Below are 22,033 nucleotides of genomic sequence, written 5' to 3'. Positions count from 1 at the left end.
CCGGTTGTCTTACAATGCGTAATCTGCCCAGTTTGTATTTCTCATATCGCCACTCTTCTCCAACTCGGCATGCATACCCAAAGCTGCACGGATGCAATGAGGTGTCTGCGTTTTATTGCCCGATAGTTTGAGATAATCCCATAACATTTCTTTGTAATCGGGGTGGGCACAATTTTCAATAATGGCTTGTGCTCTCTCTTTGGGGCTTTTGCCACGAAGATCGGCTACTCCTTGTTCGGTAATAACGATATTCACCGAGTGTTCGCTATGGTCTTCGTGAGATACCATCGGTACGATCGAGCTAATCTTGCCATCCTTAGCTACCGATGGGCAGGTAAAGATTGAGATGTAAGCGTTGCGTGTAAAGTCTCCCGATCCGCCAATACCGTTCATCATTCGGCTTCCACCGATGTGTGTAGAGTTTACGTTACCATAAAGGTCGGTTTCGATAGCTGTATTGATAGAGATAATACCTAAGCGGCGAACGATTTCGGGGCTATTCGAAATTTCCGATGGACGCAAAATCAGTTTATCACGGAAGAAGTCCATATCTTCATAGATGCTATCCAAACAGTCGTTGGTTACAGTCAGCGAACAAGCGCTACCAAACTTAACACGTCCGGCACGAATCAGGTCGATAACCGAATTCTGGATAACTTCGGTATACATTTCGAAGGCGGGGATCGTTGTATCACGTCCCAGTGCACCCAACACTGCATTGGCAATATTACCAACACCCGATTGCAGAGGCAAGAAAGTAGAAGGAATGATGCCACGACGCATATCGGCTGCGAGGAAGTCGGCTACATTTTCTCCAATCTTATCTGTAATAGGATCTGAGTCGGCAAAACCACGAGCTTCGTCCGGCCAGTTTGTTTCTACCACGCCAATGATCTTCTTAGGGTCTACCTGAATATAAGGCAATCCGGCGCGATCGCTGGGTTTGTAAATAGGGATTTCACGACGGTAAGGAGGGTCCAACGGTTCGTATACATCGTGCATACCCATCATGCGTTTGCTGTGAGCGCTGTTTAGCTCGACAATAATTTTATCTGCCAGACGACAAACAGTAGGTGCAATACCTCCGGCAGCTGTCAGGTAGATTTTACCATCGGCAGTTACTTCACAGGCTTCGATGACTGCTACGTTTACTTTTCCCATAAATCCGTAACGTACCTCTTGTGCCATTTGTGACAAGTGGATATCGTTGTAAGCAATTTCGCCATTGTTTACTGCCTTGCGGAAATCAGAATTGGTAGTATAAGGGGCACGGTAACGGATGGCTTTAGCGCGAGAGAGTACACCGTCGCATGAGTCTCCTGTCGAAGCTCCTGTAAAAATTCCTACTTTAAATGGATTTCCTAAAGCATGTTCTGCTTCGGCTATTTTGGCGAGTTCTGCAGTAACTGCTTTGGCTGTTCCGGCAGGTGTAAATCCGCTTAAACCGATGTTGTAGCCATTCTTAATATGGCTTGCAGCTTCCGCTGCTGAAATAAAATGAAGTGACATAAATATAGTATATTTTCGTTGAAGAATTTACATTAATATTTTCGTTGAAGAATCTCAGACCAGATAATGGCGCGCCTTGCCTCTTCTGCCGAGTGAATGGTAAATTCGCAATCTTTCATATCGGATTCTTTTTTCTCTTCGGAAGGTAGTGGAGTAGAATACGATTGAGTATTTGTAGTGCGTGCCCCCTCAACTGGAAGAGGTTTGCTAGATTGTTTTCTTGATGGCTTTATCACAACATCCAATGGGCTAGGTGGTTCCGTAGTATGGGGAGGAATGGGCATAGGAATATCGTTTTCAGCATTTTTTTTCTTTTCTTTGCTGAATTGTCTGTAAATCCCGAAAGCAATAATGCCCGCTATCACTAGAAACTGCATAATATCTTCCATAGACGTTTCGTTCTATATTTTCGGCAAAGGTATACATTTAATCTGATTAGTGCTAACAATTTATAATGAAAAAAGGGCAGCTTCACAGCTCCCCTTATTTTTTTAACCTAAACCTTAACTATGAAAAAATCTAATGTTTCTTTCATTCCACAAATGTGTGAAATAAAATTGATACAGCCAAAGGGTACTCATGCAAATGTTTATTATATTAACATTAATTATAGAATAAAGCGATGATTACTTACTTATCGTGTTAATTTTGTGTCAATTTTGTAGCTTATTGGGCTTGAAGCAGTATCTTTGTAACCCAAAACTAAAAATGAATAGAAAATATGAATGAATTAACGGGAGCGGACTTTAAATCTGCAACTGCTGTGGACAACAAAAAGTTGTTCATCGAAACGTATGGCTGCCAAATGAACGTGGCTGATAGTGAAGTAATAGCCTCTGTCATGCAAATGGCAGGGTATTCTGTAGCCGAAACTCTTGAAGAGGCTGATGCTGTTTTTATGAATACCTGTTCTATTCGCGATAATGCGGAACAGCGTATTTTAAACCGACTTGAATTTTTTCATTCCATGAAAAAAAAGAAGCGGCATCTGATTGTAGGTGTACTGGGGTGTATGGCCGAGCGGGTTAAGGATGATTTGATTGAACATCATCATGTTGACTTGGTAGTAGGTCCGGATGCTTATTTGACACTGCCCGAACTGATTGCAGCAGTAGAAGCCGGCGAGAAAGCCATCAATGTTGAGCTATCGACTACCGAAACGTATCGCGATGTACTTCCTTCGCGAATTTGTGGCAACCATATTTCGGGTTTTGTATCTATTATGCGTGGTTGTAATAACTTCTGTACATACTGTATTGTTCCTTATACACGCGGTCGCGAACGTAGCCGCGATGTGGAAAGCATCTTGAACGAAGTATCCGACCTTGCAAAGAAAGGGTATAAAGAAATCACTTTGCTTGGGCAGAACGTAAACTCTTATTCTTTTGAACAAGCCGATGGATCGGTAGTAACGTTCCCTACACTGCTTCGTATGGTAGCCGAATCGGTACCGCAGATACGTATCCGATTTACCACCTCTCATCCGAAGGATATGACCGATGAGACGCTTGAGGTTATTGCGCAAGTGGCCAATGTTTGTAAACATATTCATCTTCCGGTACAAAGCGGTAGCTCGCGTATTTTGAAGCTGATGAATCGTAAATACACGCGTGAGTGGTATCTCGATCGTGTAGCTGCCATTAAACGCATTGTGCCCGATTGCGGATTAACCACTGATATTTTTTCCGGTTTCCATTCCGAAACAGAGGAAGACCATCAGGAATCTCTTTCTTTAATGGAGATTTGCGGTTACGATTCTGCATTTATGTTCAAATACTCTGAGCGTCCCGGTACGTATGCTTCCAAGCATCTTGAAGATAATGTGCCCGAAGAAGTAAAAATAGCTCGTTTGAATGAAATTATTGCACTTCAAACCCGCCTTTCGCTTCAATCGAACAGCCAGTGTGTAGGCAATGTTTATGAAGTACTGGTCGAGGGTGTTTCCAAACGTTCTCGCGAACAGCTATTTGGCCGTACCGAACAGAATCGGGTGATTGTGTTCGACCGAGGTACATACAAAGTAGGCGACTTTGTCAAGGTGAAGGTTTTAGAAGCTGGTTCGGCAACGCTTAAGGGAGTGGCTGTGTAGTGATTAAATAATAACCAATTTGATAATATGAGTGCTCGGAAGCTGTTTACTAGCGTGAAACAACTTCCGAGCACTCTGTTTTTTACTATGATAACCCTCTATTTGTCAATTCTTCCTTTGTGGATATCCCAATTGAAAACCAGAAACGAGGTATAACATCTTTTAGTTTTCTCTCTACAATTTTAATGATTTCTTTCTTTTAGTCTAATTTATATTCTAATTTTGCACTTGAAGGATTAATCTATTTATGAATACCACTGACGACATACTGCTTTTGAAGTTAATTCAATCGGGCGATGAGCATGCTTTTAAGTATCTGTTTGATACTTATTTTGCTTCTTTGTGCCGCTTTATGAACGTATATTTGAATGATAGACAGGAGTCGGAAGAGTTGGCCTTAGATATTTTTTTGTACGTATGGGAGCATCGGCAAGAAATGGAAGTGAAAATATCGCTCAAAGCATATTTGTTTCGTGCTGCGCGCAATAAATGCCTGAACTGCTTGCGCGACCGAAAAACAAGTCTTTCGCTGGATGAAGTGAATGACCATGGGCAGATGATTATTGATTCATCGTCACTAGAGATGGAAGAACTGACCCGGTTGATAGAAGAGGCTATTTGTTCCCTTCCCGACCGCTGTCAGGAGGTTTTTCGAAAGAGTCGGGAGGAAAATCTTTCGAATCAGCATATAGCCAACGAGATGCAAATCTCTGTCAAAACCGTGGAGGGACAGATTACAAAAGCCTTGAAGCGTATTAAAGATTTTCTGGGCGAGCAGTATACGTACCTTTTTTAATAGAAAGAGGAAGATCTGCGAAGGGCTGTGGTTGAATGAAGTTAACAGATTGATAACTATTCTTGTCGGATTATGACTCTATAGGTTGATGAGTCGTAAACTATAAAGTGAATTAGAGTGTAATTTGACTTTTATTTTATTAAACTAAAAACGTTGATTTATTGATTGTTATGTGTTTTTTATCAAGCAGCTATATACTTACTTTTCTTTGTTTGTAAAAGAACTATTTTAAGGCTATGTTAAGTACGTAGTTTTTACGCCAATGAGTACGTATTCATTGGCGTAAAAACTACGTACTTTTGTATGGGGTGAATCTCGCATTAAGATATAACGATTAACAATGTTAAAAGAGAGAAAAAACTTATGATTCGGTAAGGGGTAGGCTTTATTCTTGTGTCATACTAATATAGAACGTTAAATGGACATATAATATGAAGACAGAAATTCCTTGGGACCTGATTATCTCAAAACTTCAGCATCGAATAGCTGTTGAAGAAGATAGGCAGCTTATGAAGTGGCTGGACGATAACCGGAATAAGGAAGTCTTTGATGAGCTGCAGCAAGTATGGGAGAAAGTACAGAATAACGCCTCGGGTTATGTACCGGATAGCGACCATTATTGGAAAGAGTTGTCTAAACGGATGGCTACAAGAGTTGATCGAATCGAATCAAGACCCAAAACTAAGCCTTTTGCATTTGTTAGCTCTGTCCGCCGATATGCGGCTGTTGCATGTATTGCATTCGTTGTAACTTTTTCTATTTCATTCTATTTAGGGATTGAAGTCGGTCAACCTAAAGCAGAAGAATTAGTTTATAGTAACCTTGTTGGAAAATCTAAAATGACTCTTCCCGATGGAACAGTAGTTTGGTTACATTCGAAAACGTCTTTAGCCTGTGATACATATTATGATTGGAAATACCGGCAGATTAATTTGACGGGAGAAGCTTATTTTGACGTCGCACACGACAAAGAGAAGCCTTTTATTGTTCAGACGGAAGGAATGAAAGTAATAGTTCATGGTACCAAGTTTAATATAGAATCATTTCCTGAATCGGGAAATACATTTGTTAGTCTGATTGAAGGTTCGGTAGCCTTAGAAACTAGTATAGAAAAACGCTTTTTACAACCAGGAGAAATGGCTACTTATAATAAAAACAGCAATCAGCTTATGGTGGAAAAAAGTAATGTTGATTTTGAGTCTTCATGGGCTAAGGATATGTTGACTTTCGAAAAACAATCGTTGGGAGTTATCTGTAAGTTTTTGTCGAAATGGTATAATATCAAAATATCGCTTGATCCACGGCTGTCCGACAAATATCTTTATACATTTAAATTACAAAAAGAGTCTTTAGAAGAGGTTATGCGCATTATGGATCGTATTCATCCGATGGATTATACTTTTAATGAGCAAAATGAATTAATAATATCCGCACAGTAAAATAAATCGTATTTATTAATCAATAAAACAAAGGCTTATGTGGAAGATAGAAATGAAAAACACCAAAAAAAGGACACAACGCTATATGGTTGTATCCTTTTCCATTAAAATTCAATTAACAGAAGTCAGATTGCAAAGAAGCTTGAACACCTTAAAATTCGCAACTGGCTCTAACCGTTAACATTAAATTCTCACAAAAGTATGAAATTTAAAGAATATCTAGCAACATTATTGCTGTTATTTTTATGTGTCACAATTTCGGCACAAGATAAAGAAAAGCTTTTAACGCTTCAATTTTCAAAAATTCCACTTTCTAAGGCTATGACACAAGTCGAAAAGCTAAGTAAGTATACATTTTTCTATGATGAAGAACAGGTTAATCTCTCCCAAAAAGTTCAATTAAATGTCAATAAGGTTACGATTCGCCAATTAATGACATCATTACTTAAAGGGACCGATTTAGGCTATGATATTGTAAATACGCAAATAGCCCTGTTCCCATTAAAAAAAAGCGGGCCTGCTGATTCCGGAAAAGAGCTGACTCTTAAGGGAACTGTGACCGATTCAAAGGGAGAGGCAATTATTGGTGCTAATGTACTGGAAGAAGGAACAGCTAATGGTGTGATTACTGATCTGGAGGGTAATTATACCTTAAAGGTAAAATCGGGTTCTAATTTAGTGGTTTCTTATATCGGATATATTACCCAGAAAGTAAAAGCCGGCACTAAAACAGTGATTGAATTAAATGAAGATGCCTTGGCTCTTGATGAGGTGGTTATTGTCGGGTTTGGAACGCAAAAGAAAGTCAACCTAACAGGAGCCGTAGCTTCTGTTTCCTCAGAAGTATTTGAAAATAAACCGGTAGGTAATATAGGACAGGCACTACAAGGAGTAATTCCCAACCTCAATATCTCCTCTACGAGTGCATCACCCAATGCGGTTCCTACTTTCAACGTACGTGGTGGTACCTCAATGGAGCAAGATAGTAAAGGTAAATGGGAGGTAAAGAACGGTAGCCCTTTGATTTTGGTTGATGGTGTGCAGATGGACGAAACTTACCTAAGTATGTTGAATCCTAATGATATCGAAAACATATCATTATTGAAAGATGCTGCATCATCGGCTATCTATGGTGCTCGTGCTACTTATGGTGTTTTGTTGGTAACAACTAAATCAGGCAAAAAAGAACAAAAAGCCAATGTAACCTATAATTTCAACATGCAGTGGAATACTCCATCTGCTCGACCTGATATTATGGATGCCTATACGATTCAATTAGCAGCAAACCAATTGACCAAGTTGACTGGAGGAACGGTATCGACCTATAACGAAACACTTTTGGCTGCAAAAAAAGCGTGGAGAGATGATCCAGTAAATGCACCCGCATGGATATACAAAGAGGGAAGCTCTACCGGATTTAATTGGGTTAGTAGTATGAATCCCTATGACGAGGCAGTAAGAGACTGGACTCCGATGCAGAAACATACAGTGAGTTTAACCGGTGGAACGGCTAAAACCCGTTATTATATATCTTTAGGCTATCAACAACAAGAAGGTATGTATAAAATTGAAACTGATGTACAGAACCGTTTCAATGGTATGATTAATCTGGACACAGAGGTTAACAATTGGTTTACAGTAGCGACAAAGGTCAGTTATAATACCACCAGCTACGATGAACCCTATCTAAATCCTCAAAAAGGCACATTGTGGGGAGCTATGATGGGCGAAGTGAGTCGTAATATATGTATGCCCATTAAAACCGGACCAAATGATCCGCAACCGAATACATGGACTGATAATGTTTTAGGCTGGTTGGCTTATGGTGCTACCCGTGACACCAAGCGTACAAATGCTGTGTTTAATGTAACTCCTACTATTACTATTCTTCCGGGTTTAACTGTAAAGGGAGAATTTTCTTATCGTCCCAATGAATATTACCAGAAAATAGTTGTACCGACACGTGAGTATGTTGTTGATGATTGGTCGTCTGTAATTAAAACCCATACCGACCCTTCGTATGTTTCGGAGAGCATTAATCATTCAGATTTTTATACCATCAATGCTTATACCAGCTATGACAAGGCATTGGGCAAACACAGTCTAGGAGCTGTATTGGGTTTCAATCAGGAGTGGTATGTGTATCGTAGTTCCGATGCAAGAGGTGAGAATCTCCTGAATCCGAACCTTCCGATGATAAATACAGCTACTGGTAAGCAATATGCCGGAGATGGTGCTGAACACTGGGCTGTTCGTGGAGCATTTGCTCGTGCAAACTACATCTATAATGATCGTTATTTATTTGAGTTCAACGGACGTTACGATGGAACATCACGCTTCCCAACAGCCGATCGTTTCAAATTCTTTCCCTCTTTTTCGGCTGGCTGGAGACTTTCGGAGGAGAAGTTTATGACCGGTACACGCTCTTGGTTGGACAACCTGAAGCTAAGAGGCTCATGGGGCTCTTTGGGAAATCAGAATGTGGATAACTATGCTTACATTGCCAAATATGGTGCAGTAGAGTATGTGCCTTGGAACATGGGAGGAACACGACCGTTTGGCATTAAATCTTCCGGATTGGTATCTCCCTCATTAACATGGGAAACGGCTACTACCATCGACTTTGGATTGGATGCCTCTTTCTTAAATAATCGCCTGGACTTTTCATTCGACTGGTATAACCGTGAAACGAAAGATATCTTAATGGCAGGCGACCAATATCCAGCTACATTGGGTGCTTCAGCTCCCAAAAAGAACTCAGGTATTTTGAAGACCAATGGTTGGGAACTGAGCTTGAAATGGCAAGATCGTTTGAGCAATGGACTTAGATATGATGTTAGCTTTGTATTGTCCGACTATATCACTACCGTTAAGAAATTCAGTGGTAACAGAAACAAATCTCTATCCAGTCTATATGACGGTAAGGTGATTGGTGAGATATGGGGCTATGAGTGTTTGGGCATTTTGCAAGAGAGTGATTTTGATATCGATGCCAATGGTAAATATATACTTAAAGGAGCCTCACAAACCGATATAAGTTCAACTTGGTATCCTGGTGACCTCCGTTTTGCCGATTTGGGTGGTTCTAAAGGCGATGATGAAAAAAAGAGCGATGTAGGTCCCGACAATCGAATTTCCAATGGGGAAAATACGGTCTATAACTCAGGAGACCTTCGAGTGCTGGGCAACTCTACTCCTCGCTTTCGTTTTGGTTTGAATGGAAATGTTTCTTGGAAAAACTTTAGCTTGAACCTTTTCTTTCAAGGTGTTGCTAAACGTGATGTATTTATTAGCGACAGTATGCTTTTTGGTGGCAGTGATTCGGGAGGCAATCGACATACGTTTGAAAATTCATGGACACCGGAAAATCCGAATGCTCAATATCATATGTATGGACGTAGTCAAAACGTAACGACCAATAGTCGGTATATGTACAATGGTGCGTATGTACGCCTGAAAACGTTGGCAGTGGGTTATACCTTACCTCAACAATGGACTCAGAAGATTTCGCTTAATACGGTGCGCTTCAATCTTTCCGGTTACGACTTATTTACTATTTCAGGAGTTCCCGGTGTGTTTGATCCCGAATCCATTCAGTCTGCTTATCCCATGATGCGTTCCATCGCATTGGGTGTTCAGGTTAACTTTTAATGATGACTAAAAACAGAAATAATTATGAATATAAGAAAATATATTGCAGCGTTAGGATTGGTAACCATGATGGTTGGTTGTAACGATGATTTCATGGAGCGCTATCCATTGGATGTACCCACTGATATGACATTCTGGACATCAGAGGGCGATATGAAGTTGTATCTAAATAGATTTTATCCCATATATATCATTGGGCATGGCGATGGATGGGCGGATAAAAAATATATTTATCCGTTACCTATTACAGGAAGTCCGTTGGCATATGGTGATGTTTTCTCCGACAACTGTATTCGTACAGGTAATGAGTTTACTGAATTGGCTGATGCCAAAAAGATCCCCACAGGAACAGGAGCAGATGCCAATGGTTGGGAGTGGAGTAATCTTCGCAACATCAATTTCTTTTTAACACGCTATCAACGTGCTGATTTGCCACAGGCTACTCTTGATAAATATGCCGCCGAAGCTTATTTTTTTAAAGCATGGGAGTATTATGAAAAGGTATTGTATTTTGGAGATGTACCTTGGATGACTACCGATCTGAATGTTGATTCGGAAGAGTTATACATGAAACGAACGCCTCGTGCCGAAGTGATGGACTCTATTTTACTCTGTCTGAACAAAGCAGTAGCCCATTTGCCGATAAAAGGAAAAGAGGAAAAAGGACGGTTGAATAAAGATGTAGCTAACTTCCTCAAAGCACGCATTTGTCTATTCGAAGGTACTTATCGTAAGTATCACAATGAACTAAAACTGGATGGTACCAAATTTCTTCAGGAGTGCGAAACAGCGTGCAACGCATTAATGGGCAAATATAGCTTGTATAATAAAGATGGCGAAAATTCTTATTATAAAATGTTTACGGCTAAAGGAGCTACTGCCCATGACAATAATCCTGAAGTTATTTTAGGGCGTACCTGTATTAAGGATGAATATGGTACTTCCTTTCAACGATATTATGGACAAAATAACTCCAATCGCCAAGCGATGGGGGCTACACGAGGGCTAATAGAAGAATATTTATGTGTTGATGGACGTCCTATTTATACGGGAGGTTCTGAGGGAAATTACGAGATTAATCCTTTATTCAAAGGTTATGGTATGTGGAAAGAACTCGATAACCGCGACCCTCGTTTAACTCAGACTGTTTGTCGCCCGGGCGAATACATTACGATTTATCTCTCTGGAGTTGTTGACCCTGCAAATGGTATTGAATATCCTGCACTGAATTACAACACGAGTGGCAGTACTGTGACTGGATATCGCTTCATTAAGCATTGGATGGGTGATAAAGAAGAGGAAGATGCTACAATAAAGGGTATTCAAGCAGCGATCGAATTTCGTTATGCCGAACTATTGTTGATGTACGCCGAGGTTAAATATGAATTATATGGAACATTGTCTCAGGTGGATGTTGATTTAACAATCAATGCTTTGCGTAAAAGAGCAGGATTTGATTTTGCGAAATACCCTACTGCTAAGTTGGTGGTAGGTCAAGAGCCTATTGATCCACGTCTGGATCGGATTTATACCGATAAATTAGACTATACAGTGGCTCCGTTGTTACGTGAAATTCGTCGCGAGCGACGAGTTGAGTTTGCTTTGGAAAATCAACGATATGCTGATTTGATGCGCTGGAAGGCTGGTAATCTATTGACTGTTCCTTTGCGAGGAATGAAGTTTGATACAGAAATGCAAAAACTATATGACGGTTCGCACAAAGATCGTAAGAATGGAGGAGTTGCAGCGAAGGTTACAATAGGCAAAGATGTCTTTTTGGATGACGAGAATTTCTTGATTTGCTATCCTAAAAGTCCGTATAAGAAAACGATTAAGGGAGTGCTTCCTTGGAGTGATTATCGTTACCTATGGCCTATTCCGGCTGAAGAAATTCGATTAAATTCAAATTTAACACAGAACCCGGGTTGGTTGGAAGCCGATGGCGAGAAATAACAGATAATGTTTCGTTTTAAAAGAATCCGGTATGAACGTAACCTGTTCGTACCGAATTCTTTTTCTTATTTTCGTATACAATAAATTAGACAGAATGAAGAAGAAAATAGTTCTTGTGATCGCATTTTTTGTGACGCTGATTGCCTCTGCTCAAGAAGCGAAGCAGGAGTTACCACTGCAATATGGTGCCACCAATGTAGGTAAACGTCAAGATGCTGCTATGCAGAAATTCCGTGATAATCGTTTAGGTGAATTTATTCATTGGGGATTATATGCCATTCCCGGCGGTGAATGGAATGGAAAAGTGTACAATGGAGCAGCCGAGTGGTTAAAGTCGTGGGCAAAAGTACCGTCGGATGAATGGATGGCGTTAATGAAACAATGGAATCCGGTTAAGTTCGATGCCAAGCAATGGGCCAAAATGGCCAAGGATATGGGAGTGCGTTACGTAAAAATCACCACAAAACATCATGAGGGCTTTTGTCTTTGGCCAAGTAAGTATACAAAATACACAGTGGCAAATACTCCTTATAAGAAAGACATATTGGGCGAAATTGTAAAAGCCTATAATGCCGAGGGTATTGATGTGCATTTCTACTTTTCGGTAATGGACTGGAGTCATCCCGATTATCGATATGATATCAAATCAGAGGCAGATAGCATCGCTTTTCGTCGTTTCCTTACTTTTACAGATAATCAGTTGAAAGAGTTGGCTACTCGTTACCCAACCGTGAAAGACTTTTGGTTTGATGGCACATGGGATTCCAGCATCAAGAAAAACGGATGGTGGACTGCTCACGTTGAAAAGACTTTGAAAGAACTGGTTCCGGGAGTTACCATCAATAGCCGTTTGCGTGCCGATGATTATGGCAAACGCCATTTCGATAGTAATGGCCGACTGATGGGTGATTATGAATCGGGATACGAACGCCGTCTGCCCGATCCGGTTAAGGACCTTAAAGTGACGCAATGGGATTGGGAAGCATGTATGACTATTCCCGAGAATCAGTGGGGGTACCATAAAGACTGGTCTTTGAGTTATGTAAAAACTCCATTGGAAGTAATTGAGCGCATTGTCCATGCTGTTTCTATGGGAGGAAACATGGTTGTTAACTTCGGCCCCCAAGCTGATGGTGATTTTCGTGCCGAAGAAAAAGCACTTGCAACCTCGTTGGGACGATGGATGAGCCAGTATGGCGAAGCAATTTATGGCTGCGATTATGCCGGATGGGCTAAACAAGATTGGGGCTATTATACACGTAAAGGACAAGATGTTTTTATGGTTGTATTTAATCGCCCTTATACGAAGCAACTATTGGTGAAGACACCGAAAGGTACTCAGATAATTGGAGCGCACCTGTTGCATGGTGGCAGTTTGCAGGTAGTGGAAACAGCTCGCAATGAGTACAACGTATCCATGCCTTTGGTAGATCCGGGAGAGCCCTTTGTTATCAAACTTCAAATAAAAGAAGAGAAAGGAGCAGCCGATAAATATCGTGATGCACTGACATAGTGATTAGAGTAAAACAGAAACATTCTAGTAAATACGTATGAAACAACAAAAATTAATTTTTGTAGCAGTTGCATTGATTTTGTGTGTTGGTGCGAATGCACAAATGCCCTTCACTAAAACCGAAGTGAAAAATGACATGAAGCGTGTAGCCGACTGGCAGATTGCCAATCCGAATACCGGATATGAGCACGGCGATCTGAACTGGACCAATGCCGCGCTATATATGGGAATGATTGATTGGGCAGAACTGGCCGAGAAACAAGATAATGATGCCACATACTATAAATGGCTCACTGCCATCGGTCGGCGCAACGGCTGGCACCCGGATAAACGTATGTATCATGCCGATGATATTGCAGTGTCTCAGGTATTTATTGACCTGTATCGCAAGTACAAGAATCAGGCAATGCTGAACCCCACTATTGCCCGTGCCGAGTGGGTGATGTCTCATCCGTCGAAGGGTTCTTTCGAACTTGATTACCGCAAGGCAGAAACCCTGGAGCGTTGGACTTGGTGTGATGCGTTGTTTATGGCACCGCCTACCTATACAAAGCTCTATGTACTTACGGGAGATAAGAAATACATCCGATTCATGAATCGCGAGTACAAAGCTTCTTATGACTACCTGTTCGATGAGGACGAAAACCTGTTTTATCGCGATTGGCGTTACTTTAAACAACAGGAAAAGAATGGTGCCAAAGTATTCTGGGGGCGTGGAAATGGTTGGGTGCTTGGAGGGTTGGCCGAAATGTTGCAAGAGTTGCCACGTAAAGATAAAAACCGTGCTTTCTATGAAAAGCTCTTTGTTGCGATGTGCCGTCGCATTGCCACCCTTCAAAGCTCTGATGGGTATTGGCATGCAAGCTTGCTCGATCCTGCCTCTTACCCTTCGCCCGAGACGAGTGCAACAGGATTTATTGTATACGCATTGGCTTACGGAATCAATGAGGGGTTATTGGATAAAGAAGCCTATCTGCCCGTCGTGATAAAGGGTTGGAAAGCATTACTCGACGCCGTAGAGCCTGATGGTAAGTTGGGATTTGTACAGCCTATCGGCGCCGATCCCAAGAAAGTAACCCGGGAAATGACCGAGGTGTACGGTGTGGGTGCTTTCTTATTGGCGGGTTGCCAAATTTATAAAATGGCACAATAGTTTTTTGCTGTGTCAAGATAAAAACAGATACATGTACTGGTTAAACGGACGATATGGTCATATAATTGGGAGGAATTTGGTGGTTGAAAGACCAATTTTAAGGTTATCTTTGCAGTGTATCAAATAAATACAGAAAACGAAATGAATAGTATGTTGATAATAAAACGGATGGTGCTTTGCCTGTTGTCTCTGTTGGCTATAACGGTGACGGCTCGTGAGGTGACCTCCTTCAATTCGGGTTGGCAGTTCAAACGGGGTCCCTTTTCGGTAGAACCGATGCGTGCTGCCGCTCAATGGGATGGAAAATGGAGCGAAGTAGAAATACCCCATACATGGAATGCCGAAGATATGCAAGTCAAAGCAGCCTCTTTTTACGAAGGGGTCGGTTATTACAAGAAAAAACAATTCTTTGGCGAAGAGCTGAAGGGTAAACGTATCTTTCTTCGCTTTGAAGGAGTAGGTGCCAATGCCGAAGTATATGTAAACGGCAAACTGGTAGGGACTCACCAAGGCGGATATTCGGCCTTTGCTTGCGAAATAGGTACTGCCTTGAACTGGGGGGCGGAAAATGAAATTCTGGTGAAGGCCGACAATACGGCTCGCCCGGATGTTATCCCGGTCAATCAGAATCTATTTGGTGTGTATGGCGGTATCTACCGGCCTGTATGGTTGGTAGTGACCGAACCGGCCAATATTACCGTGACCGACTGTGCCTCTCCGGGAGTGTACATCACACAAAAAAATGTGTCGAAGAAGTCGGCCGATGTAACCGTGAAGGTGAAGTTGGACAACGGTTCGCTTGCACCTGTTGCGTTGACCCTTGAGAATGTGATCTATACCCGCGAAGGGAAGAAGGTAGATAGTCATAAGCAATCATTCGACCTTACTCCTCAAGGCACACAAACGTATAGTGCTACCTTTACGCTTCGCAATCCTCACCTTTGGCAGGGACGCGAAGACCCTTATCTGTATAAGGTCGTTTCCCGGTTGCTTGACGGAAAGCGAATTGTCGATGAGGTTGTGCAACCGTTGGGTGTACGCAAATACGAGATCGTTGCCGGTAAAGGCTTCTATTTGAATGGCGAAAAATATCCGATGTATGGCGTTACCCGTCACCAAGACTGGTGGGGACTGGGTAGTGCATTGAAAAACGAACATCATGACTTTGATTTGGCTACCATCATGGATGTGGGTGCTACCACCGTTCGTTTTGCTCACTATCAGCAGTCCGAGTATCTTTATTCGCGTTGCGATTCGCTGGGATTAGTTATTTGGGCAGAAATACCTTTTGTAAACCGCGTAACCGGTTATGAGACGGAGAATGCACAAACTCAGCTTCGCGAACTCATTCGTCAAAGCTTTAATCACCCTTCTATCTACGTATGGGGATTACATAATGAAGTGTATCAGCCGCACGAATACACATCGGCATTGACTCAATCTCTCCATGATCTGGCCAAGACCGAAGATCCTGACCGATATACAGTGGCCGTAAACGGATACGGACATGCAGAGCATCCGGTCAATCAGAATGCCGATATTCAGGGAATGAATCGCTATTTCGGCTGGTACGAGAAGAAGATTCAGGATATCGAACCGTGGGTAGAAGGGTTAGAAAAGAACTATCCTTGGCAGAAACTGATGTTGACTGAATATGGTGCTGATGCCAACCTGAACCATCAAACAGAACTACTGGGCGATGCGCTTAACTGGGGCAAACCCTTTTATCCCGAAACATTTCAGACTAAAACACACGAATACCAATGGGCTGTTATTGCCAAGCATCCTTACATCATTGCTTCCTATTTATGGAATATGTTCGATTTTGCTGTACCCATGTGGACACGTGGAGGAGTGGAGGCGCGCAATTTGAAGGGATTGGTTACCTTCGACCGAAAGACTAAAAAAGATTCTTATTTCTGGTACAAGGCGAATTGGAGCAAAGAACCTGTACTGTATCTGACGCAACGTCGCAATACAAACCGCGAGAAAAAACAGACTTCCGTAACCGTTTACTCCAATGTGGGTACGCCCAATGTATACCTGAACGGACAGCAATTAACCGGTATCCGACAAGGATATACGGCTGTTCATTACGTGTTCGATCAGGTAACGCTGAGCGAAGGAAAGAACACCTTAAAAGCCGTCGTTACCGTCGGTGGAAAGGAACTGACCGATGAAATAGAGTGGAACTATGCCGGAGAGAAGAAACGGGAAGTCGATTCGAAAGAAAACAAAAACGAACACGCAGGTTGGTAATCATTAACTGTAATAATACGATGAAAAAACAAATTTCTCTTGGGGTGCTGTTTCTCTTGTGTCTATTGCCCCTTTGTGCACAACAGTCCTTATTGCCAACTCCTGCTTCGATGCGCTTGGCAAAAGGAACATTTGTAATTGGCAAAGATATCCGAGTGCAAGGAAGCAACGGATATACTGCCCAACTGGGCGCTCAATTACAAGCCGAACTACGAACACTCGCCTCTTCAGCCTCCTCCTCGCCGGGGAGCATCCGTTTATCCATCGATAAGGAGTCGGCTATGCCCAAAGAGGGCTATTCGCTTATCATCACTCCTACCGATGTTTTATTGCAGGCATCGGATGAGGCCGGTCTGTTTTATGCGAAAGAAGCACTTTTGCAATTGGCTCGTTCGGGCAAAGGAGTGTTGGGTGCATGCCGGATAGAGGACTCTCCGCGCTACGAGTGGCGTGGTTTTATGCTCGACGAAAGTCGCCACTTCTTCGGCAAAGAGAAAGTAAAGCAATACCTCGATATCATGGCTTCGCTCCGTTTGAATGTTTTTCATTGGCACCTGACCGATGAGCCGGGTTGGCGCATCGAGATCAAGCGTTACCCGAAGCTCACTTCCGAGGGATCGGTTGGTAACTGGCACGACCCTAAAGCACCTGCTGCCTTTTATACACAAGAGGACATCAAGGAGATTGTAGCCTATGCTGCACAGCGGCATATCATGGTGATACCGGAGTTTGACATGCCGGGACACGCTACGGCCGTTTGTCGCTCTTATCCCGAAATATCGGGAGGTGGTGAAGGCAAATGGGAACATTTTACTTTCCATCCCTGCAAGGAAGAAACCTATCAGTTTATCAGCAACGTGCTCGACGAAATCGTATCTCTGTTTCCTGCTCCTTACATTCATATTGGAGGCGATGAGGTGCATTATGGCAATCAAAGCTGGTTTACCGACCCCGATATTCAACAGTTTATCCGCGACAAGAAGCTGCAAAACGAAACCGGCTTGGAGCATTATTTCATCCGTCGTGCAGCCGATATCGTTGCTTCTAAGGGGAAGACTATGATTGGGTGGGACGAAGTAGTGGATGCCGGTGTGTCACCTCAGAAAGCTGTGATCATGTGGTGGCGACACGATCGCAAACACCAATTGGTTAAGGCATTGGAGAATGGCTTTCGAGTGATTATGACTCCGCGTCGGCCGTTGTATGCCGATTTTGTGCAATACGCTACGCATAAAGTCGGTCGAACATGGAACGGATATAATCCGATTGAAGATATATACCGCTTCCCTGCTCCCATCATTCACCTAACCAAAGATTATGAAAATCAGGTGATGGGGATGCAATTCTCTTTGTGGACAGAAAGAGTGGCCGATATTAAACGACTGGATTTCATGACTTTTCCTCGTTTGATAGCAGTTGCCGAAGCGGCTTGGACACCTGAAAAGGCCAAAGAGTGTAGCTCTTTCATGCGTAAGCTACCCTCATTTCTTGAATATCTCGATACACTGGGTATCTATTATTTTAATCCTTTCGATCCGGCTTCGACTCCCGAGCCCGATGCCCCGGCCAAAGAGGATGTATTGCAAAATGGCTAATGTCTCTCTGTAAGTTTAATCTATTTTCTCTTTTCGAATACTCTAATAACTTTCAATGACTTAGCTAAGAAAATCTCGCGGTCTTTTTCAAAAAGCCCGCGAGATAATTAAAAAAGCTGGCGGTGTTTTTTTTAAACGCCGCCAGCTTTTTTACGTGCACCGGCAGGTTATATCTGGGGACTGGTCGGCTTTACCTCCAAGAAGGCTCTATGAGGCTTATTGGGCGAAAGGTTATCAGTTTATAGAGTGAGCGTATTTGCCGATTCATTAATATTGCAGAGTGGTAGCATGTAAAATGGTGACATTAATAATAAGGTTAAAGCTCCTTAACGAAATAGCTCTATATCACTTTTTATTTGTTACTTTACATCAAATTCGGGTGAAGTGCGGCTTTGTGAACCGAAGTCGCACTTTAATTTAGGGTAAAATCAATGAATAAACTTATTATAAATGCATGTCCGCTATGTGATGGCAAGCGCATGAAGCGCGTCATGACTTGTACGGATCATTATGCGTCGGGCGAACTGTTTGAAGTTTGTTCGTGCGAAGACTGCGGATTTACCTTTACACAGGGAGCACCTGTGGAAGCCGAAATAGGTCGCTACTACGAAACTCCCGATTATATATCTCACTCCGATACCCGAAAAGGAGCAATGAACGCCATCTATCACCAGGTACGCCGCTATATGCTGGGACGCAAAGCACGCCTTGTGATGAAAGAGTCTCATCGTAAAACAGGAAAACTACTTGATATCGGTACAGGAACAGGCTATTTTGCTCATACCATGCAACAACGTGGTTGGCAGGTCGAAGCTGTCGAGAAGAGTCCGCAAGCACGTGCTTTTGCATACGAGCATTTCGGGCTCGAGGTGAAAGAGCCTACGGCATTAAGTGAGTTTACTCCCGACACGTTTGATGTGATTACCTTGTGGCATGTGATGGAACATCTTGAGTCGCTAAACGACACTTGGGATAGGCTGCACCAGCTATTGAACGACAAAGGAACGCTGATTGTAGCAGTGCCGAACTGCTCTTCGTACGATGCCGAACATTATGGCGCCGATTGGGCTGCGTATGATGTGCCCCGGCACTTATGGCATTTCACGCCGGGCACTATTCAGCCATTGGCTTCGCGACATGGATTTATTATGGCTGCTCGTCACCCGATGCCTTTCGATGCCTTTTATGTATCCATGTTGAGCGAGAAGCAATTGGGACATTCGCACTCTTTTCTCAGAGGCATGCGAGTGGGAACGATGGCTTGGCTTAGTTCGTTGGCCAAGAAAGAACGGAGTAGCTCCATGATCTATGTATTTCGGAAAAAACGCTGATAAACGATGAAGAACAGGAATAAAAACAACGCTGTATCTTACTTTGATATGCAATTTATCACCTCAAGCATTAGTACCACCTTGGTGCTGCTCTTGCTTGGTTTAGTGGTATTCTTTGTATTGGCTGCTCATAACTTGTCGATATACGTGCGGGAAAACATCAGCTTCTCTGTACTTATTAGCGATGAAATGAAAGAATCGGAGATTCTAACGCTCCAGAAGAAGCTGAATAAAGAGGCTTTTGTGAAGGAAACAGAATATATCTCGAAGAAACAGGCACTTCGTGAGCAGACAGAAGCGATGGGAACCGATCCGGAAGAGTTTTTAGGATACAATCCGTTTACCGCCTCTATCGAGATCAAGTTGAACTCCGATTATGCCAATTCGGATAGTATTGCCAAGATTGAGAAGCTCATGAAGAAAAACACCAATATCCGCGAGGTGCTTTATCAACGCGATTTGATTGATGCGGTGAATGAGAATATTCGGAATATCAGCTTGGTGCTATTAACGCTGGCGGTGGTGTTGACGTTTATCTCGTTTGCGCTGATTAACAATACCATAAGGCTGGCCATTTACTCCAAGCGCTTCTTGATACATACAATGAAACTAGTTGGAGCCAGTTGGGGCTTTATACGCGGTCCTTTTCTCAGGCGAAATATCTGGAGCGGTGTACTGGCTGCGGTGATGGCCGATACCATTTTGATGGGAACTGCTTACTGGTTAGTATCGTATGAACCCGAATTAATCAGGGTTATTACCCCCACCGTTATGGTTTTAGTATCGGGCTCTGTATTCGCTTTTGGAATCATTATCACGTTTTTATGTGCATATCTCTCAATCAATAAGTATTTGAGGATGAAGGCGAGCACTCTGTACTATGTATAATCATTACTTTTAGGATTCTAATTTATAATTAAAATAATATGGCTGATAAACAAAAATTCGCTTTTGATAAGATGAACTTCATTCTACTGGCTGTAGGAATGATCGTAGTCATTATCGGTTTTATCCTGATGACAGGCCCTTCTTCAACGCAGACGACTTTTGAACCCGATATTTTCAGTGTGCGCAGAATCAAGGTAGCGCCGGTTGTATGCTTTCTGGGTTTTATTTTTATGATATATGCTGTATTGCGTAAGCCAAAAACTAAATCTGAGGAAGAGTAATCTATGGGAGATTTGACGACACTACAAACTATTATTCTTGCCATTGTAGAGGGATTGACGGAATTTTTGCCTGTTTCTTCTACCGGCCATATGATTATTGCCCAAAGCATGTTGGGCGTACAAAGTACAGAGTTCGTAAAGGCATTCACAGTTATCATCCAGTTTGGAGCGATCTTATCGGTAGTATGTCTTTATTGGAATCGGTTTTTTAGATTAAATCACAGTCCGGCTCCTATTGGAGCATCGGGATTAAAGCGTTTTCTTCATAAATTCGACTTCTACTGGAAGCTGCTGGTTGCCTTTATTCCGGCTGCCGTACTTGGCTTTTTGTTGAGCGATAAGATAGACCAATTGCTTGAAAGTGTTACTGTTGTGGCAGTGATGTTGGTTCTTGGTGGAATATTTATGTTATTTTGTGATCGAATTTTCTCGAAAGGAAAAGAGGACACGGTGCTGACGGAGAAACGAGCATTTCGCATCGGCTTGTTTCAATGCATCGCCATGATACCGGGTGTGTCGCGTTCGATGGCTACTATTGTAGGTGGTATGTCGCAAAAGCTAACGCGTAAGAAAGCAGCCGAATTTTCATTCTTTCTGGCTGTACCGACGATGTTTGCCGCTACCGGATACAAAGTTTTAAAGCTCTTTTTGGATGGAGGAACAGAGATTCTGGTGAACAATTTGCCTGCTTTAATTATTGGTAATGTGGTTGCATTTATTGTAGCGCTATTGGCCATTAAGTTCTTTATCAGCTTTGTTACGAAATATGGCTTTAAGGCATTCGGTTGGTATCGTATTATTGTGGGAGGAGTTATTTTAGTGATGTTGATGCTAGGTTACAATTTAGAAATTGTCTAATGAATTTTAAAGAAGGAGAAGTTTTATATTTCAATAAACCACTGACGTGGACATCGTTTAATCTGGTTGCCAAAGTACGGTACATTGTCAGTCGTAAAATCAATGAGAAAAAAATAAAAGTGGGTCATGCAGGCACACTCGATCCATTGGCAACCGGAGTGATGATTATTTGTACCGGTCGTGCTACCAAGCGTATTGAAGAATTTCAGTATCAGACCAAGGAGTATATTGCTACCATTGCATTGGGTGCTACCACTCCTTCATACGATTTGGAGAAAGAGATCGACGCCACCTACCCTACCGCTCACATTACGCGCGAATTGGTGGAGGAGACATTGAAACGTTTTATTGGCGAAATACAGCAAGTTCCACCGGCTTTCTCGGCTTGTAAGGTGGATGGTGCACGTGCCTACGACTTGGCTCGTAAAGGAAAAGAGGTCGAACTAAAACCTAAGTTGCTCGTTATAGATGAGATAGAGTTGCTCGAATGCAACTTGCCCGAGATTAAAATCCGGGTAGTATGTAGTAAAGGAACGTATATTCGTGCTTTGGCACGCGATATTGGTGAAGCACTCGAAAGTGGTGCACACCTGACAGGGCTTATTCGGACCCGTGTGGGAGATGTTCGGTTGGCAGATTGCCTCGATCCCGAACAGTTTGCTCAATGGCTCGATGGACAGTCAATAGAGATAACAAAAGAAGAAAAAACAACGTAATA

16 protein-coding genes are annotated in these 22,033 nt (G+C 42.4%); 14 read left to right on the top strand and 2 right to left on the bottom strand.

The window, feature by feature from the left end:
* Window positions 1-9 precede the first annotated feature (9 nt).
* Window positions 10-1,509, bottom strand: coding sequence for an acetyl-CoA hydrolase/transferase family protein (locus TY03_RS00435; protein ID WP_042366348.1), 1,500 nt, complete (start codon window positions 1,507-1,509; stop codon window positions 10-12).
* Between the two features lie 32 nt (window positions 1,510-1,541).
* Window positions 1,542-1,898 (bottom strand): hypothetical protein, encoded by a 357-nt coding sequence (locus tag TY03_RS00430; protein WP_042366346.1) that lies wholly within the window; start codon window positions 1,896-1,898, stop codon window positions 1,542-1,544.
* Between the two features lie 332 nt (window positions 1,899-2,230).
* Between TY03_RS00430 and miaB the strand changes: the two genes are divergently transcribed.
* The 14 genes from miaB to truB all read left to right on the top strand — a co-directional run bounded on the left by miaB (window position 2,231) and on the right by truB (window position 22,031).
* Window positions 2,231-3,598: a tRNA (N6-isopentenyl adenosine(37)-C2)-methylthiotransferase MiaB gene (miaB, locus tag TY03_RS00425; RefSeq protein WP_042366345.1), complete on the top strand. Its 1,368-nt coding sequence runs from the start codon at window positions 2,231-2,233 to the stop codon at window positions 3,596-3,598.
* Between the two features lie 247 nt (window positions 3,599-3,845).
* Window positions 3,846-4,394 (top strand): RNA polymerase sigma-70 factor, encoded by a 549-nt coding sequence (locus TY03_RS00420; RefSeq protein ID WP_042366344.1) that lies wholly within the window; start codon window positions 3,846-3,848, stop codon window positions 4,392-4,394.
* Window positions 4,395-4,825: 431 nt separating this feature from the next.
* Window positions 4,826-5,833: a FecR family protein gene (locus tag TY03_RS00415; protein WP_042366343.1), complete on the top strand. Its 1,008-nt coding sequence runs from the start codon at window positions 4,826-4,828 to the stop codon at window positions 5,831-5,833.
* 321 nt (window positions 5,834-6,154) lie between these two features.
* Window positions 6,155-9,484 (top strand): TonB-dependent receptor, encoded by a 3,330-nt coding sequence (locus TY03_RS00410; RefSeq protein ID WP_230201861.1) that lies wholly within the window; start codon window positions 6,155-6,157, stop codon window positions 9,482-9,484.
* Between the two features lie 24 nt (window positions 9,485-9,508).
* A complete protein-coding gene (locus tag TY03_RS00405) occupies window positions 9,509-11,437 on the top strand; it encodes a RagB/SusD family nutrient uptake outer membrane protein (protein ID WP_052332350.1) in 1,929 nt (642 codons plus the stop codon).
* A 94-nt stretch (window positions 11,438-11,531) separates the two neighbouring features.
* Window positions 11,532-12,950, top strand: coding sequence for an alpha-L-fucosidase (locus tag TY03_RS00400; protein ID WP_042366341.1), 1,419 nt, complete (start codon window positions 11,532-11,534; stop codon window positions 12,948-12,950).
* A 103-nt stretch (window positions 12,951-13,053) separates the two neighbouring features.
* Window positions 13,054-14,103 (top strand): glycoside hydrolase family 88/105 protein, encoded by a 1,050-nt coding sequence (locus TY03_RS00395; RefSeq protein WP_394330867.1) that lies wholly within the window; start codon window positions 13,054-13,056, stop codon window positions 14,101-14,103.
* Window positions 14,104-14,271: 168 nt separating this feature from the next.
* Entirely contained in the window at window positions 14,272-16,362 is a 2,091-nt protein-coding gene (locus tag TY03_RS00390; protein ID WP_394330866.1) for a glycoside hydrolase family 2 protein, read from the top strand.
* Between the two features lie 20 nt (window positions 16,363-16,382).
* Window positions 16,383-17,957, top strand: a complete 1,575-nt coding sequence (locus tag TY03_RS00385) for a beta-N-acetylhexosaminidase (RefSeq protein WP_042366334.1) — start codon at window positions 16,383-16,385, stop codon at window positions 17,955-17,957.
* A gap of 431 nt (window positions 17,958-18,388) precedes the next feature.
* Window positions 18,389-19,288 (top strand): class I SAM-dependent methyltransferase, encoded by a 900-nt coding sequence (locus tag TY03_RS00380; RefSeq protein ID WP_042366332.1) that lies wholly within the window; start codon window positions 18,389-18,391, stop codon window positions 19,286-19,288.
* 6 nt (window positions 19,289-19,294) lie between these two features.
* Window positions 19,295-20,176, top strand: a complete 882-nt coding sequence (locus TY03_RS00375) for a cell division protein FtsX (RefSeq protein WP_042366330.1) — start codon at window positions 19,295-19,297, stop codon at window positions 20,174-20,176.
* A gap of 38 nt (window positions 20,177-20,214) precedes the next feature.
* Window positions 20,215-20,457: a DUF3098 domain-containing protein gene (locus TY03_RS00370; RefSeq protein ID WP_042366328.1), complete on the top strand. Its 243-nt coding sequence runs from the start codon at window positions 20,215-20,217 to the stop codon at window positions 20,455-20,457.
* 3 nt (window positions 20,458-20,460) lie between these two features.
* Window positions 20,461-21,315, top strand: coding sequence for an undecaprenyl-diphosphate phosphatase (locus TY03_RS00365; RefSeq protein WP_042366326.1), 855 nt, complete (start codon window positions 20,461-20,463; stop codon window positions 21,313-21,315).
* Window positions 21,315-22,031 (top strand): tRNA pseudouridine(55) synthase TruB, encoded by a 717-nt coding sequence (truB, locus tag TY03_RS00360; RefSeq protein ID WP_042366324.1) that lies wholly within the window; start codon window positions 21,315-21,317, stop codon window positions 22,029-22,031. Before TY03_RS00365 ends, truB begins: the two co-directional genes overlap by 1 nt.
* The last annotated feature ends 2 nt before the right edge of the window (window positions 22,032-22,033 follow it).

Source organism: Bacteroides neonati (assembly GCF_000499785.1).
GTDB lineage: Bacteria > Bacteroidota > Bacteroidia > Bacteroidales > Bacteroidaceae > Bacteroides > Bacteroides neonati.
The sequence above is the reverse complement of the archived record's forward strand: the minus strand, read 5'-3'. Positions and strand labels throughout refer to the sequence as shown.